The following is a 15,113-nucleotide window of genomic DNA, read 5'->3' as shown; positions in this document are numbered from 1 at the left end:
ATCTGGTTTCAATAAATTGCGCGAGAAGATAAAACGTTTTATCAAATTTTAGTGAGGCATAAATCACATTACGCAACGATAATAGCGGGTATAAGATAAATAAAAGGTAAAACGTTTTATCTGTCACATAATCAGGGAGTAGGTCATCTGCATGGCTACCGCCAAAAAAATCACCATTCATGATGTTGCGCTCGCTGCGGGCGTGTCGGTCAGTACCGTTTCGCTGGTGCTTAGTGGCAAAGGGCGAATCTCTACCGCCACAGGAGAACGTGTTAACGCCGCCATTGAAGAACTGGGGTTTGTGCGCAATCGCCAGGCGTCGGCACTACGCGGCGGGCAGAGTGGTGTGGTTGGCTTAATTGTGCGTGACTTATCGGCGCCGTTTTACGCTGAATTAACAGCCGGGCTGACGGAGGCACTGGAAGCGCAGGGGCGAATGGTTTTTTTGCTCCACGGCGGTAAAGACGGCGAGCAACTGACCCAGCGCTTTTCACTGCTACTGAACCAGGGCGTCGATGGTGTCGTCATTGCCGGTGCGGCAGGGAGCAGTGATGACCTGCGGCGCATGGCAGAAGAAAAAGGTATCCCGGTGATTTTCGCTTCCCGCGCCAGCTATCTTGATGATGTTGATACTGTTCGCCCGGATAACATGCAGGCAGCGCAGTTATTGACGGAGCATCTCATTCGCAATGGACACCAGCGTATTGCCTGGCTGGGAGGGCAAAGTTCCTCTTTAACCCGTGCGGAACGAGTGGGTGGCTATTGCGCGACACTATTAAAATTCAGCCTGCCGTTTCACAGTGATTGGGTACTGGAGTGTGCCTCGAGTCAGAAGCAAGCTGCGGAAGCCATTACGGCGCTTTTGCGCCATAACCCGACCATCAGCGCCGTGGTTTGTTACAACGAAACCATAGCAATGGGGGCATGGTTTGGCTTGCTGAAAGCTGGACGACAAAGTGGCGAAAGTGGCGTCGATCGTTACTTTGAACAACAGGTTTCACTGGCGGCATTTACCGATGCGACGCCAACTGTACTTGATGATATACCCGTTACCTGGGCCAGCACGCCTGCGCGGGAACTTGGTACGACACTTGCGGATCGCATGATGCAAAAAATCACCCATGAAGAGACGCATTCACGCAATCTTATTATTCCTGCCCGGCTCATTGTGGCGAAATAATCCTCTCTTTATCTGCTATACCTGGTAGTGTCCTTTACTCAAAGTTAATGATAAAAAATGTGGCACACAGGCGGTGCCTTTTATTTTTACTGAAGTTCACAGGAGGTTTATGTGTTTAATTCTGACAACCTGAGACTCGACGGAAAATGCGCCATCATCACAGGTGCGGGTGCAGGTATTGGTAAAGAAATCGCCATTACATTCGCGACAGCTGGCGCATCTGTGGTGGTCAGTGATATTAACGCCGATGCAGCTAATCATGTTGTAGATGAAATTCAACAACTGGGTGGGCAGGCATTTGCCTGGCGTTGTGATATTACTTCCGAACAGGAGTTATCTGCTCTGGCAGGCTTTGCCATCAGTAAGCTGGGCAAAGTTGATATTCTGGTTAACAATGCTGGTGGTGGTGGTCCTAAACCGTTTGATATGCCAATGGCGGATTTCCGCCGCGCATATGAACTGAATGTGTTTTCTTTTTTTCATCTGTCACAACTCATAGCGCCTGAAATGGAGAAAAATGGCGGAGGCGTTATTTTGACCATCACATCTATGGCGGCAGAAAATAAAAATAAAAACATGACCTCCTATGCGTCATCTAAAGCTGCGGCCAGCCATCTGGTCAGGAATATGGCGTTTGACCTGGGGGAAAAAAATATTCGGGTGAATGGCATCGCGCCTGGGGCAATATTAACTGATGCCCTGAAATCCGTTATTACACCAGAAATTGAACAGAAAATGTTGCAGCACACGCCAATCAGGCGTCTGGGCCAACCGCAAGATATTGCCAACGCGGCGCTATTCCTCTGTTCACCAGCTGCCAGCTGGATAAGCGGGCAAATACTCACCGTCTCCGGCGGTGGGGTACAGGAACTTAATTAATACGCTAACAGGCCGGTAAACAACCGAGTGAGTGTTGTTTACCGGCACCGCTTGTAGAGTAGGGAAAAACCTCTGCCAGACAACTGGTAGCCAAATTCCGCTTGCTGGTTGACCAATTGTCGTGCAAATAGTAAACGAAACGGGTGTACCTTCGCACAATTCAACTGCAATGATAGGCGCTCACCGGACAACGCGGTAAACTAGTTATTCATGCTAACTATATTGGTTTAACGATGGATAACATGCAAACTGAAGCACAACCGACACGGACCCGGATCCTCAATGCTGCCAGAGAGATTTTTTCAGAAAATGGATTTCACAGTGCTTCAATGAAAGCCATCTGTAAATCCTGCGCTATCAGTCCCGGGACGCTTTATCACCACTTCATTTCGAAAGAAGCCTTGATTCAGGCGATTATTCTCCAGGACCAGGAGAGGGCGTTGGCCCGTTTCCGGGAACCGATTGAAGGGATCCATTTCGTTGACTATATGGTCGAGTCGATAGTCTCTCTCACCCATGAAGCCTTTGGACAACGAGCGCTGGTGGTCGAAATTATGGCAGAAGGGATGCGCAATCCACAGGTTGCCACCATGCTTAAGAATAAACATCTGACCATCACGGAATTTATTGCCCAGCGCATGAGGGATGCCCAGCAAAAAGGCGAGATAAGCCCTGACATTAACACGGCAATGACCTCTCGTTTACTGCTGGATCTGACCTATGGCGTGCTGGCCGATATCGAAGCGGAAGACCTGGCGCGAGAAGCGTTATTTGCCCAGGGGCTGCGCGCGATGATTGGCGGTATCTTGACCGCATCCTGATCCTCACTTTCCGCGGGCCGGTGAAGAGAGTGCCCGCGTTCAATGTCTCAACACTGCTGAACAAAAAACGTTCTCCCCTGGTCGAAAAATCCCACTAAAACATTCGTCGAAACCATATTTCATGGGAATTTATCGCTTTATAAGCAATCGAACGAACGCTCGATTGCTTATTTTATGTCTTCTGTCAACGCTGTTTTAAAGATTAATGCGATCCATATCACGCTGTGGGTATTGCAGTTTCTGGTTTTTTGATCGCGGTGTCAGTTCTTTTTATTTCCATTTCTCTTCCATGGGTTTCTCACAGATAACTGTGTTCAACACAGAATTGGTTAACTAATCAGATTAAAGGTTGACCAGTATTTTTATCTTAATGAGGAGTCCCTTATGTTACGTCCTGTAGAAACCCCAACTCGTGAAATCAAAAAACTCGACGGCCTGTGGGCATTCAGCCTGGATCGGGATAACTGTGGAATCTCTCAGCGTTGGTGGGAAAGCGCGTTACAAGAAAGCCGGGCAATTGCTGTGCCGGGCAGTTTTAACGATCAGTTCGCCGATGCAGATATTCGTAATTATGTGGGCAACGTCTGGTATCAACGCGAAGTCTTTATACCTAAAGGTTGGACGGGCCAGCGTATCGTCCTGCGTTTCGATGCGGTCACTCATTACGGCAAAGTGTGGGTAAATAATCAGGAAGTGATGGAGCATCAGGGCGGCTATACGCCCTTTGAAGCCGATGTCACGCCGTATGTTATTGCCGGGAAAAGTGTACGTATTACCGTTTGTGTGAACAACGAACTGAACTGGCAGACTATCCCGCCGGGAATGGTGATTACCGACGAAAACGGCAAGAAAAAGCAGTCTTACTTCCATGATTTCTTTAACTACGCCGGGATCCATCGCAGCGTAATGCTCTACAGCACACCGAACACCTGGGTGGGCGATATCACAGTGGTGACGCATGTAGCGCAAGACTGTAACCACGCGTCTATTGACTGGCAGGTGGTGGCAAATGGTGATGTCAGCGTTGAACTGCGTGATGCGGATCAACAGGTGGTTGCGACTGGACAAGGCAACAGCGGGACTTTGCAAGTGGTGAATCCGCACCTCTGGCAACCGGGTGAAGGTTATCTCTATGAACTGTGCGTCACAGCCAAAAGCCAGACAGAGTGTGATATCTACCCGCTGCGCGTCGGCATCCGGTCAGTGGCAGTGAAGGGCGAACAGTTCCTGATCAACCACAAACCGTTCTACTTCACTGGTTTTGGTCGTCATGAAGATGCGGACTTGCGGGGCAAAGGATTCGATAACGTGCTGATGGTGCACGATCACGCATTGATGGACTGGATTGGGGCCAACTCTTACCGTACCTCGCATTACCCTTACGCTGAAGAGATGCTCGACTGGGCTGATGAAAATGGCATTGTGGTGATTGATGAAACTGCTGCCGTCGGCTTTAACCTCTCTTTAGGCATTGGATTTGAAGCGGGTAACAAGCCAAAAGAACTCTACAGCGAAGAGGCAGTCAACGGGGAAACTCAGCAGGCGCACTTACAGGCGATTAAAGAGCTGATTGCGCGTGACAAAAACCACCCCAGCGTGGTGATGTGGAGCATCGCCAACGAACCGGATACTCGCCCACAAGGTGCACGGGAATATTTCGCACCACTGGCGGAGGCAACGCGTAAACTCGACCCGACGCGACCGATCACCTGCGTCAATGTAATGTTCTGCGACGCTCACACCGATACCATCAGCGATCTCTTTGATGTGCTGTGCCTGAATCGTTATTACGGTTGGTATGTCCAAAGCGGCGATTTGGAAACGGCAGAGAAGGTACTGGAAAAAGAATTGCTGGCCTGGCAAGAGAAACTGCATCAGCCGATTATCATCACCGAATACGGCGTGGATACGTTAGCGGGTCTGCACTCGATGTACACCGACATGTGGAGTGAAGAGTATCAGTGCGCCTGGCTGGATATGTATCACCGCGTCTTTGATCGCGTCAGCGCCGTCGTCGGTGAACAGGTATGGAACTTCGCTGATTTTGCGACCTCGCAGGGCATTATGCGCGTTGGTGGCAACAAGAAAGGGATCTTCACTCGCGACCGCAAACCGAAATCGGCGGCTTTCCTGCTGCAAAAACGCTGGACTGGCATGAATTTCGGTGAAAAACCGCAGCAGGGAGGCAAACAATGAATCAACAACTCTCCTGGCGCACCATCGTCGGCTACAGCCTCGGTGACGTCGCCAATAACTTCGCCTTCGCAATGGGGGCGCTCTTCTTGTTGAGTTACTACACCGACGTCGCAGGCGTCGGTGCCGCTGCGGCGGGCACCATGCTGTTACTGGTGCGGGTATTTGATGCCTTCGCCGACGTCCTCGCCGGACGAGTGGTGGACAGTGTGAATACCCGCTGGGGAAAATTCCGCCCGTTTTTACTCTTCGGTACTGCGCCGTTAATGATCTTCAGCGTGCTGGTATTCTGGGTGCCTACCGACTGGAGCCATAGCAGCAAAGTGGTGTATGCATATTTGACCTACATGGGCCTCGGGCTTTGCTACAGCCTGGTGAATATTCCTTATGGTTCACTTGCTACCGCGATGACCCAACAACCACAATCCCGCGCCCGTCTGGGCGCGGCTCGCGGGATTGCCGCTTCATTGACCTTTGTCTGCCTGGCATTTCTGATAGGACCGAGCATTAAGAACTCCAGCCCGGAGGAGATGGTGTCGGTATACCATTTCTGGACGATTGTGCTGGCGATTGCCGGAATGCTGCTTTACTTCATCTGCTTCAAATCGACGCGTGAAAATGTGGTGCGTATTGTGGCGCAGCCTTCGTTGAAGATCAGTCTGCAAACGCTGAAACGAAATCGCCCGCTGTTTATGCTGTGCATTGGGGCGCTGTGTGTGCTGATCTCGACCTTCGCGGTCAGTGCCTCATCGTTATTTTATGTACGCTACGTTCTGAATGATGCAGGATTGTTCACGGTGTTAGTGCTGGTACAGAACCTGGTCGGTACAGTGGCGTCGGCACCGATGGTGCCGGGGATGGTCGCCAGGATCGGTAAAAAGAATACCTTCCTGATTGGCGCGCTGCTGGGGACTTGTGGTTACCTGCTGTTCTTCTGGGTATCCGTCTGGTCTCTGCCGGTGGCACTGGTTGCGTTAGCCATTGCCTCAATTGGTCAGGGCGTTACCATGACGGTGATGTGGGCGCTGGAAGCCGATACCGTAGAATATGGTGAATACCTGACCGGTGTGCGGATTGAAGGACTTACCTATTCGCTATTCTCATTTACGCGCAAATGCGGCCAGGCAATAGGAGGGTCAATTCCCGCCTTTATTTTGGGATTAAGCGGATATATTGCCAATCAGGTGCAAACACCGGAAGTTATTATGGGGATCCGCACATCAATTGCCTTAGTACCCTGCGGGTTTATGCTACTGGCATTTATAATAATCTGGTTTTATCCGCTCACGGATAAAAAATTCAAAGAAATCGTAGTTGAAATTGATAATCGCAAACAAATGCAGCAGCAATTAATCAGCGATATCACTAATTAATATCCCATAAAAATAATCAGAACATCAAAGGTGCAACTATGAGAAAAATAGTGGCCATGGCCGTTATTTCCCTGACGGCTGCCTCTGGCCTTACCACCGCTTACGCTGCACAACTGGTTGACGATGAAGCGGGACTACGCATCAGACTGAAAAATGAATTACGCAGGGCTGACAAGCCTAGTGCTGGCGCGGGAAGAGACATTTACGCATGGGTTCAGGGAGGATTGCTCGATTTTAATAGTGGCTATTATTCTAATATTATTGGTGTCGAAGGCGGCGCGTATTATGTTTATAAATTAGGTGCTCGTGCTGATATGAGTACCCGGTGGTATCTTGATGGTGATAAAAGTTTTGGCTTTGCCCTGGGGGCAGTAAAAATAAAACCCAGTGAAAATAGCCTGCTTAAATTAGGTCGCTTCGGAACAGATTATAGTTATGGCAGCTTACCTTATCGTATTCCGTTAATTGCTGGCAGTTCGCAACGCACATTACCGACTGTTTCTGAAGGAGCATTAGGTTATTGGGCTTTAACGCCAAATATTGAATTGTGGGGAATGTGGCGTTCACGAGTATTTTTATGGACCGATTCAACAAGCGGTATTCGTGATGAAGGGGTTTATAACAGCCAGACGGGAAAATACGATAAACATCGCGCACGTTCTTTTTTAGCCGCCAGTTGGCATGATGATACCAGTCGCTATTCTCTGGGAGCATCGGTACAGAAAGATGTTTCCAACCAGATACAAAGTATTCTCGAGAAAAGCATACCGCTCGACCCGAATTATACGTTGAAAGGGGAGTTGCTCGGCTTTTATGCGCAACTCGAAGGCCTAAGTCGTAATACCAGCCAGCCCAATGAAACGGCGTTGGTTAGTGGACAATTGACCTGGAGCGCGCCGTGGGGAAGCGTATTTGGCAGTGGTGGTTATTTGCGCCATGCAATGAATGGTGCCGTGGTGGATACCGACATTGGCTATCCCTTTTCATTAAGTCTTGATCGTAACCGCGAAGGAATGCAGTCCTGGCAATTGGGCGTCAATTATCGTTTAACCCCGCAATTTACGCTGACATTTGCACCGATTGTGACCCGCGGCTATGAATCCAGTAAACGAGACGTGCGGATTGAAGGCGCGGGCCTCTTAGGTGGCGTGAACTATCGGGTTAGTGAAGGGCCGCTACAAGGGATGAATTTCTTTCTTGCCGCCGATAAAGGGCGGGAAAAGCGTGACGGCAGCGCGTTGGGCGATCGCCTGAATTACTGGGATGTGAAAATGAGCATTCAGTATGACTTTATGCTGAAGTGAGAAAAAACGCCGGAGTGAAAATTCTCCGGCGTTTCAGATTGTTGACAAAGTGCGCGTTTTTTATGCCGGATGCGGCGTAAACGCCTTATCCAGCCTACAAAAGCTCATAAATTCAGGATGTTGCAGGAAAAGGTAGGCCTGATAAGCGTAGCGCATCAGGCAATCTCTGGTTTGTAATCAGACGAATACGCCGGAGTGAAGATTCTCCGGCGTTTTGGCTGTGAATTACTGCTGCGGAATTGCCGGTACAGCCGGAACGTTAAGAGCTGGCATCGCAAACATGCCAACAAAATCTTCTAACGACATTTTCTGTCCATTTAACGTGATCTGACCGTTAGCATATTGCAGGCTGGTGGTGATGGTGTTGTCCTGCAAGGTGGTCAGACGGAACATCTGCCCCATTGCTGACGCACCTTCAACTTGCTGTTTCGCCAGTTTTTTCGCTTGATCTTCCTGATATCCCTCCAGCTTCGCTACCTGAGTCATCAGCTCAGTTGCCATATCCACCGGAATGGTCAGTTTCGCCTCCAGAGATTTGACCGAGCGGTCCACTTCCTGTGCCAGCGTTTGCGGCGCTTCTTTAGTCGTTGCTGGATCTTTCAGGAACAGCGACAGATTCAGCGCACTTTCACCCTGACTGTTTTTCCAGCTTAACGGAGCGACAGTTATCACCGGATCGCCTTTCAACATCAGTGGCAGGGCGCTAAAGAAGGCTTCCGTCACTTTCTCCTGATAAAGTTCGGGATTATTGGCAATCTCTGGCTGTGCCAGCAGCGACTGAGTTTGCGCGTTATATTGCTGGCTGAATTGATGCCAGGCTTCACCGTCGATCTGGCCGACTTTTAAGGTCAGCTTGCCACTGCCCAGATCCTGATTCTGAACCTTCAGGCTGTTTAGCGAGTAATCCAGTTGGCTATTGATCGTTTTACCGTCATTGACCAGATCCGATTTACCGCTGATCTCCATGCCTTCCAGCAGTGCCAGTTCTTTGCCTTCCACTGAAATGGTCATTTTTTCCAGCGACAGTTTTTGGTTACCTACGCGCTCACCAAAACTTGCCAGCGTGCTGGAACCGTCAGTTTTCAGATTATTAAAGGTCAACTGTACTTTCTGGTTATATTCATTAACCGCGTCCACCCGACCGCTTTGTGCTTCCCCTGACAGGGAGATGGCTTTGCCGTCTCTGTCAGCATTTAACTGGAACTCGCCGCCGCTAAAGGCGACCTTTTCATCCTTTTGCTCGTAATTCAGTGGCTTGAGCGAAATATTGGAACTGGAATCACCGCTGTAACCAATGCGGGAGTTAATCTCAAAAGGCGTTTCACCTTTTGCCATATCAAACAGTGGTTTGCTTACTTCGTTATTGACCAGCGTGGTTTGAATTGATGCCATCGACGGAATCAGGTTCAGTTTTTTAAGCTGGGCAAGGGGGAAGGGACCATGATCAACCGATTCGTTGAAGATGACGCTCTGACCGCTTTTAATCCACGGATTTTCTTTCCCGGCAATGGGTTTCACCACCAGTTGCAACTGGCTGCTGAATACGCCGCGATGATAGTTTTGATAACTCACTTCCAGGTTGGATTCAGGAGCTGTCAGTTTGAGTTGCGCGTTCGCCTGCGCGACCATGTCTTCGAGATGGGTTTCAATCTTCTTGCCTGTGTACCATGCGCCGCCTGTCCAGACTACGCCGAGCGCAACAATGACGCCTACCGCTACCAGCGATTTATTCATAATGATTATCCATAAAATAAAATCAGGCGGACTGGCCGCCTGAAGGTGTTATAAGCCTTTAATAAGCTTAGCAAGAGATGTTAATTTTTTCAGTAAGCTATTACAGCTTGTTGTAAACCCGCGCTAAACGGCCGTGGCCTTTGACCGTCACCGGTGACTCGTTGGCGGCAATAAACGCTGATTCACCCGGTTTAAGCTGTAACTGCTGAGAACCTTTACACAACGTTGCATCACCCTCGACGCAGAACAAAATCGCGGCACTTTGCTGGCTGATGGTGGTTTCTTCATCGCTAAGGTCATGCAGCGAGAAGGCAAAATCATCAACCGGAATCGGGAAGTCCAGCTCTGAGCCTTGTTTCACCGGCTGGGTCAACAACTGGTTGGCCGGTTTGGCTTCAAACTTCACGTTGGCAACCAGCTCTGGAATATCAATGTATTTAGGCGTCAGACCCGCACGCAGCACGTTATCGGAGTTCGCCATCACTTCTAGTGCCACGCCTTGCAGGTAAGCGTGCGGTGTTTCAGCGAACAGGAACATCGCTTCGCCAGGATTCAATTTCACGACATTCAGCAACAGCGGGGAGAACAGACCGCTGTCATCCGGGTAAAATTCAGAAATTAAACGAATCGTTTGCCACGGTTCGCCCTGCTGACTGTCGAGCGCCGATTTCAAAATCACCAGCGCGCGGGATTTCTCTTCACCCTGCATATTTAACAGGCTGGCAAACAGTTCGCTTAAACGTTCGGCATTGGGCTGCTGCAAAAAGTGAGCAATGGCCGGATGTGCGCCAGCGACTGGCTGAAGCAGGGAGACAATGTCGGAAAACTCACGAAACGCGTTCATTGCGAGGAATGGTGTCAGCGCAAAAACCAGCTCCGGCTTGTGGTTAGGATCTTTATAGTTACGCTCGGCTGCATCCATCGGAATACCGGCCGCATTTTCTTTGGCAAAACCGATTTCAGAATTGCGTTTGTTCGGATGCACCTGAATGGAGAGCGGCTGGGCTGCGCATAATACTTTGAACAGGAAAGGCAACTCGCCAAAGCGTTTGGCTACGGCATCTCCCAAAAGAGTCGCTTTATCACTCTCAATCACATCACGCAGTGAAACGATATCTCCTGCGGCATCTTGCACACGTGAACTGCTCTTTGGATGCGCGCCCATCCACAACTCGGCCATCGGCTGGCTGGACGGATTTTCCATGCCATAAAGTTCAGTCAACGCCGTTTTGCTGCCCCAGGCATAGTTTTGCACTGAGTTAATGAGTTTTTGCATGATCAATCCCTGTTTAGATGTGGAAATTAATCTCGCTATTAAAGCAAGAATCCTACGGGAAGTAACCTGGAGCCGCAAAAAGTCGTACTAGTCTCAGTTTTTGTTAAAAAAGTGTGTAGGATATTGTTACTCGCTTTTAACAGGGCAATGGAACACCCGCCCAGAGCATAACCAAACCAGGCAGTAAGTGAGAGAACAATGTCAAACAAACCCTTTCATTATCAGGCTCCTTTTCCACTCAAAAAAGATGATACTGAGTATTACCTGCTAACCAGCGAACACGTTAGCGTATCTGAATTTGAAGGGCAGGAGATTTTGAAAGTCGCGCCCGAAGCGTTAACTTTGTTGGCGCGTCAGGCGTTTCATGATGCGTCATTTATGCTGCGTCCCGCTCACCAACAACAGGTAGCCGATATTTTGCGTGACCCGGAAGCCAGCGAAAACGACAAGTATGTGGCACTGCAATTCCTGCGAAACTCCGATATCGCCGCAAAAGGCGTTCTGCCAACCTGCCAGGACACCGGCACCGCGATTATCGTTGGTAAAAAAGGGCAGCGAGTATGGACCGGTGGTGGCGATGAAGCGGCGCTGGCGAGCGGTGTCTATAACACTTACATCGAAGATAACCTGCGCTACTCGCAAAACGCGCCGCTGGATATGTATAAAGAGGTGAATACCGGCACCAACCTACCAGCGCAGATCGATCTTTATGCCGTTGATGGCGACGAGTACAAATTCCTCTGTATCGCCAAAGGTGGCGGTTCGGCAAACAAGACGTATCTCTATCAGGAAACCAAAGCGTTACTGACGCCGGGGAAACTGAAAAATTATCTGGTTGAGAAAATGCGCACACTGGGTACGGCGGCGTGTCCTCCGTATCATATTGCGTTCGTTATTGGCGGAACTTCTGCGGAAACTAACCTTAAAACGGTGAAACTGGCTTCCGCTAAATACTATGACGAACTGCCAACGGAAGGGAACGAGCACGGTCAGGCGTTCCGCGATGTGGAACTGGAAAACGAATTGCTGATTGAAGCGCAAAATCTCGGTCTGGGTGCGCAGTTTGGCGGGAAATATTTCGCCCATGACATTCGCGTGATTCGCCTGCCACGCCACGGCGCATCCTGCCCGATCGGTATGGGCGTCTCCTGTTCTGCTGACCGTAATATCAAAGCGAAGATAAACCGTCAGGGGATCTGGATCGAAAAACTGGAACATAATCCTGGCAAATACATCCCTGAAGAACTGCGTAAAGCGGGAGAAGGCGAAGCGGTACGCGTTGACCTTAACCGTCCAATGAAAGAGATCCTTGCACAGTTGTCGCAATATCCTGTTTCTACTCGTTTGTCGCTTAACGGTACTATCATCGTCGGTCGTGATATCGCTCATGCCAAACTGAAAGAGCGGATGGATAACGGTGAAGGGCTGCCGCAGTACATTAAAGATCATCCCATTTACTACGCGGGTCCGGCCAAAACGCCGGAAGGTTATGCCTCCGGTTCTCTTGGCCCAACGACTGCCGGACGTATGGATTCTTACGTCGATCAACTGCAAGCGCAGGGCGGCAGCATGATCATGCTGGCGAAAGGTAACCGCAGCCAGCAGGTGACGGATGCCTGTAAAAAACATGGCGGTTTCTATCTCGGCAGTATCGGCGGTCCTGCGGCAGTGCTGGCGCAGGGGAGTATTAAGAGTCTGGAATGTGTTGAATATCCGGAACTGGGAATGGAAGCCATCTGGAAAATCGAAGTGGAAGATTTCCCGGCGTTTATCCTGGTGGATGATAAAGGAAATGACTTCTTCCAGCAGATACAACTCACGCAGTGTAGCCGCTGCGTGAAATAAGCAGAGCCGCCCTTCGGGGCGGCTTTTTTACATGGCACGAAATACCAAACATTTGTTATCAAATAGTAAATAATGAGTGAGCTAAAAGTTGCTTAACGTAAGCAAAGAAGAAAAAAATTAATCAGGTGAGGAGCAGGCCATGAATACAGTACGCAGCGAAAAAGATTCGATGGGTGCGATCGATGTCCCGGCAGATAAGCTGTGGGGCGCACAAACTCAACGCTCGCTGGAGCATTTCCGCATTTCCACGGAGAAAATGCCAACCTCACTGATTCATGCGCTGGCGCTGACCAAGCGTGCAGCGGCAAAAGTTAACGAAGATTTAGGCTTGTTGTCCGAAGAGAAAGCGAGTGCCATTCGTCAGGCGGCGGATGAAGTGTTGGCGGGACAGCATGACGACGAATTCCCGCTGGCAATCTGGCAGACCGGTTCTGGCACACAAAGCAACATGAACATGAACGAAGTACTGGCCAATCGGGCGAGTGAACTGCTCGGTGGTGTGCGCGGGATGGAACGTAAAGTTCACCCTAACGATGACGTGAACAAGAGCCAGAGTTCTAATGATGTCTTTCCAACGGCAATGCACGTTGCGGCGCTGCTGGCGCTACGCAAGCAACTCATTCCACAACTTAAAACCCTGACACAAACTCTGAATGAGAAATCCCGTGCGTTTGCCGATATTGTCAAAATTGGTCGTACCCATTTGCAGGATGCTACGCCGCTGACTCTGGGGCAGGAGATTTCTGGCTGGGTAGCGATGCTGGAGCATAATCTCAAACATATTGAATACAGCCTGCCGCACGTGGCGGAACTGGCGCTGGGGGGGACTGCTGTAGGGACGGGGCTGAACACCCATCCGGAGTATGCCCGTCGCGTGGCGGACGAGCTTTCGGTCATTACCTGTGCGCCGTTTGTTACCGCACCGAATAAATTTGAAGCTCTGGCGACCTGTGATGCGCTGGTTCAGGCACACGGCGCATTGAAAGGGCTGGCTGCGTCACTGATGAAAATTGCCAATGACGTCCGTTGGCTGGCCTCCGGTCCTCGCTGTGGAATTGGTGAAATCTCAATCCCGGAAAACGAGCCGGGCAGTTCAATCATGCCGGGAAAAGTGAACCCAACGCAGTGTGAAGCATTAACCATGCTTTGCTGCCAGGTGATGGGGAATGACGTGGCAATCAACATCGGCGGCGCTTCTGGTAACTTCGAACTGAACGTCTTCCGTCCGATGGTTATCCACAATTTCCTGCAATCGGTGCGCTTGCTGGCAGATGGCATGGAAAGTTTTAACAAACACTGCGCGGTGGGAATAGAGCCAAATCGCGAGCGTATCAACCAATTACTCAATGAATCGCTGATGCTGGTGACCGCGCTAAACACCCATATTGGCTATGACAAAGCTGCGGAGATCGCCAAAAAAGCGCACAAAGAAGGGCTGACCTTAAAAGCTGCCGCCCTTGCGCTGGGCTATCTTAGCGAAGCTGAGTTTGATAGCTGGGTACGACCAGAACAGATGGTCGGCAGTATGAAAGCAGGGCGTTAATCTGCAACATACAGGTGCAGTCGGGGAATGATCAAACGAAGCGGCTGCGGCTGGGGTTTAAAACGATGTTGCACATTGTCGGCATCGTAATTTAACAGCTCGCCAACGTCCGGCATGCCTGCGCCGTTATCCCGATTAATCAGCGCGATAAGCGGTGTCGGGCAGGCGTGCTGAACTTGTTTTTGATCCCCCTTGTACCAGACACGGGCAATTGGCTGAACCTTCACCGGACGTTTGATTTTTAACTTCGCGTCCTGTGGCAGGGCGGCAATATCCTGATACTCGCGTTCCAGTTTTCCCTGCCACTCCTCGCGCGTCCACGGTGCAACGCTACGTGGCGATTTCAGGCTCTTTTCCAACTGCGCCAGCACCTCATCACGATGCAAATTTTTAATAATATGTTTATTCGCCCAGCCAAAACGTAAAGTAGCGGGGTCGTGCAGAACGGTGAGCGTGCGATAAGCGTTAAGGGTAATCAGCCCCGGCAAATGACGATGTACCCATTCAAAACGCGCTGCCGTAGGCAGTTCTGACTCAACCGTAACGATATGCTCGAAAGTGGTTTTAAGTTGGTTGATGCGCTGTATATGACTTGCCAGCGCCGTTTGTGAAAGGTTATCGACCTGATAGCACAACACTCCAGGCAGACGAACAGCCGCCTTGCTGCTGCGATTTTCGGACTGTTGTTGAATAAACAAATGGCGGAAATGACGCAGTGCCAGCGCCTGCGCTTCTTTCCCGAGATGTTGCTTAACCTCAATGCGATTAAGCGGATTATGCTCATCCTCCTTTTTGACCTCCGGTAACGAGAACACGCGGGCAACCAGCAACTTGTGCTGTTCAAGTTCAGCGGCAAACGCTGCCAGTTCTTGTTCCATCTGGCGAAAGATCGTATTGAGTCGGTCAACAAGATCGTAAGGGGCCATAAAATTACCACTTTAGTTACAACATACTTTATTTATAGC

11 protein-coding genes are annotated in these 15,113 nt (G+C 50.1%); 8 read left to right on the top strand and 3 right to left on the bottom strand.

From position 1 onward, the window contains the following. The first annotated feature begins 151 nt into the window (after window positions 1-151). The 6 genes from malI to uidC all read left to right on the top strand — a co-directional run bounded on the left by malI (window position 152) and on the right by uidC (window position 7,750). Window positions 152-1,180 (top strand): mal regulon transcriptional regulator MalI, encoded by a 1,029-nt coding sequence (malI, locus tag FEM44_RS23025; RefSeq protein WP_135522381.1) that lies wholly within the window; start codon window positions 152-154, stop codon window positions 1,178-1,180. 111 nt (window positions 1,181-1,291) lie between these two features. Continuing rightward, a complete protein-coding gene (gene hdhA, locus FEM44_RS23020; RefSeq protein WP_130219035.1) occupies window positions 1,292-2,059 on the top strand; it encodes a 7-alpha-hydroxysteroid dehydrogenase in 768 nt (255 codons plus the stop codon). A gap of 233 nt (window positions 2,060-2,292) precedes the next feature. Continuing rightward, window positions 2,293-2,880 carry a DNA-binding transcriptional regulator UidR gene (gene uidR, locus FEM44_RS23015; protein WP_075332258.1) on the top strand — a complete coding sequence of 196 codons (588 nt, stop codon included), beginning with the start codon at window positions 2,293-2,295 and terminating at the stop codon, window positions 2,878-2,880. Window positions 2,881-3,264: 384 nt separating this feature from the next. Beyond that, window positions 3,265-5,076: a beta-glucuronidase gene (gene uidA / locus FEM44_RS23010; RefSeq protein ID WP_135522382.1), complete on the top strand. Its 1,812-nt coding sequence runs from the start codon at window positions 3,265-3,267 to the stop codon at window positions 5,074-5,076. Beyond that, entirely contained in the window at window positions 5,073-6,446 is a 1,374-nt protein-coding gene (gene uidB / locus FEM44_RS23005) for a glucuronide transporter (protein WP_135522383.1), read from the top strand. Before uidA ends, uidB begins: the two co-directional genes overlap by 4 nt. Window positions 6,447-6,484: 38 nt before the next feature. Then, on the top strand, window positions 6,485-7,750 hold the full coding sequence (gene uidC / locus FEM44_RS23000) for a glucuronide uptake porin UidC (RefSeq protein WP_138159204.1): 1,266 nt from the start codon (window positions 6,485-6,487) through the stop codon (window positions 7,748-7,750). A 225-nt stretch (window positions 7,751-7,975) separates the two neighbouring features. Here the strand turns inward: uidC and FEM44_RS22995 are convergent, their stop codons facing one another. Further along, complete coding sequence (locus tag FEM44_RS22995; RefSeq protein ID WP_135522384.1) at window positions 7,976-9,484, bottom strand: YdgA family protein; 1,509 nt, start codon at window positions 9,482-9,484, stop codon at window positions 7,976-7,978. Between the two features lie 100 nt (window positions 9,485-9,584). Next, window positions 9,585-10,760, bottom strand: coding sequence for a mannose-6-phosphate isomerase (manA, locus tag FEM44_RS22990; protein WP_135522385.1), 1,176 nt, complete (start codon window positions 10,758-10,760; stop codon window positions 9,585-9,587). A 198-nt stretch (window positions 10,761-10,958) separates the two neighbouring features. On the opposite strand from manA, the gene fumB reads away from it, so the two are divergent. Together fumB and fumC are read left to right on the top strand one after the other, a co-directional pair. Further along, complete coding sequence (fumB, locus tag FEM44_RS22985; protein WP_135522386.1) at window positions 10,959-12,605, top strand: class I fumarate hydratase; 1,647 nt, start codon at window positions 10,959-10,961, stop codon at window positions 12,603-12,605. Window positions 12,606-12,744: 139 nt separating this feature from the next. Then, the gene (fumC, locus tag FEM44_RS22980; protein WP_062882940.1) at window positions 12,745-14,148 is read left to right on the top strand and encodes a class II fumarate hydratase; all 1,404 of its coding nucleotides are present in this window, start codon (window positions 12,745-12,747) and stop codon (window positions 14,146-14,148) included. Here fumC and tus read toward each other — a convergent pair. After that, window positions 14,145-15,074: a DNA replication terminus site-binding protein gene (gene tus / locus FEM44_RS22975; protein WP_135522387.1), complete on the bottom strand. Its 930-nt coding sequence runs from the start codon at window positions 15,072-15,074 to the stop codon at window positions 14,145-14,147. The genes fumC and tus overlap by 4 nt on opposite strands. Window positions 15,075-15,113 lie beyond the last annotated feature (39 nt).

Source organism: Escherichia sp. E4742 (assembly GCF_005843885.1).
GTDB lineage: Bacteria > Pseudomonadota > Gammaproteobacteria > Enterobacterales > Enterobacteriaceae > Escherichia.
The sequence above is the reverse complement of the archived record's forward strand: the minus strand, read 5'-3'. Positions and strand labels throughout refer to the sequence as shown.

What these genes read in the sequence shown, in the direction of transcription:
- fumC (WP_062882940.1), top strand. Translation starts at nt 12,745, where the DNA reads ATGAATACAGTACGCAGCGAAAAAGATTCGATGGGTGCGATCGATGTC.
- FEM44_RS22995 (WP_135522384.1), bottom strand. Translation starts at nt 9,484, where the DNA reads ATGAATAAATCGCTGGTAGCGGTAGGCGTCATTGTTGCGCTCGGCGTA.
- tus (WP_135522387.1), bottom strand. Translation starts at nt 15,074, where the DNA reads ATGGCCCCTTACGATCTTGTTGACCGACTCAATACGATCTTTCGCCAG.
- malI (WP_135522381.1), top strand. Translation starts at nt 152, where the DNA reads ATGGCTACCGCCAAAAAAATCACCATTCATGATGTTGCGCTCGCTGCG.
- fumB (WP_135522386.1), top strand. Translation starts at nt 10,959, where the DNA reads ATGTCAAACAAACCCTTTCATTATCAGGCTCCTTTTCCACTCAAAAAA.
- uidA (WP_135522382.1), top strand. Translation starts at nt 3,265, where the DNA reads ATGTTACGTCCTGTAGAAACCCCAACTCGTGAAATCAAAAAACTCGAC.
- uidB (WP_135522383.1), top strand. Translation starts at nt 5,073, where the DNA reads ATGAATCAACAACTCTCCTGGCGCACCATCGTCGGCTACAGCCTCGGT.
- uidC (WP_138159204.1), top strand. Translation starts at nt 6,485, where the DNA reads ATGAGAAAAATAGTGGCCATGGCCGTTATTTCCCTGACGGCTGCCTCT.
- manA (WP_135522385.1), bottom strand. Translation starts at nt 10,760, where the DNA reads ATGCAAAAACTCATTAACTCAGTGCAAAACTATGCCTGGGGCAGCAAA.
- uidR (WP_075332258.1), top strand. Translation starts at nt 2,293, where the DNA reads ATGGATAACATGCAAACTGAAGCACAACCGACACGGACCCGGATCCTC.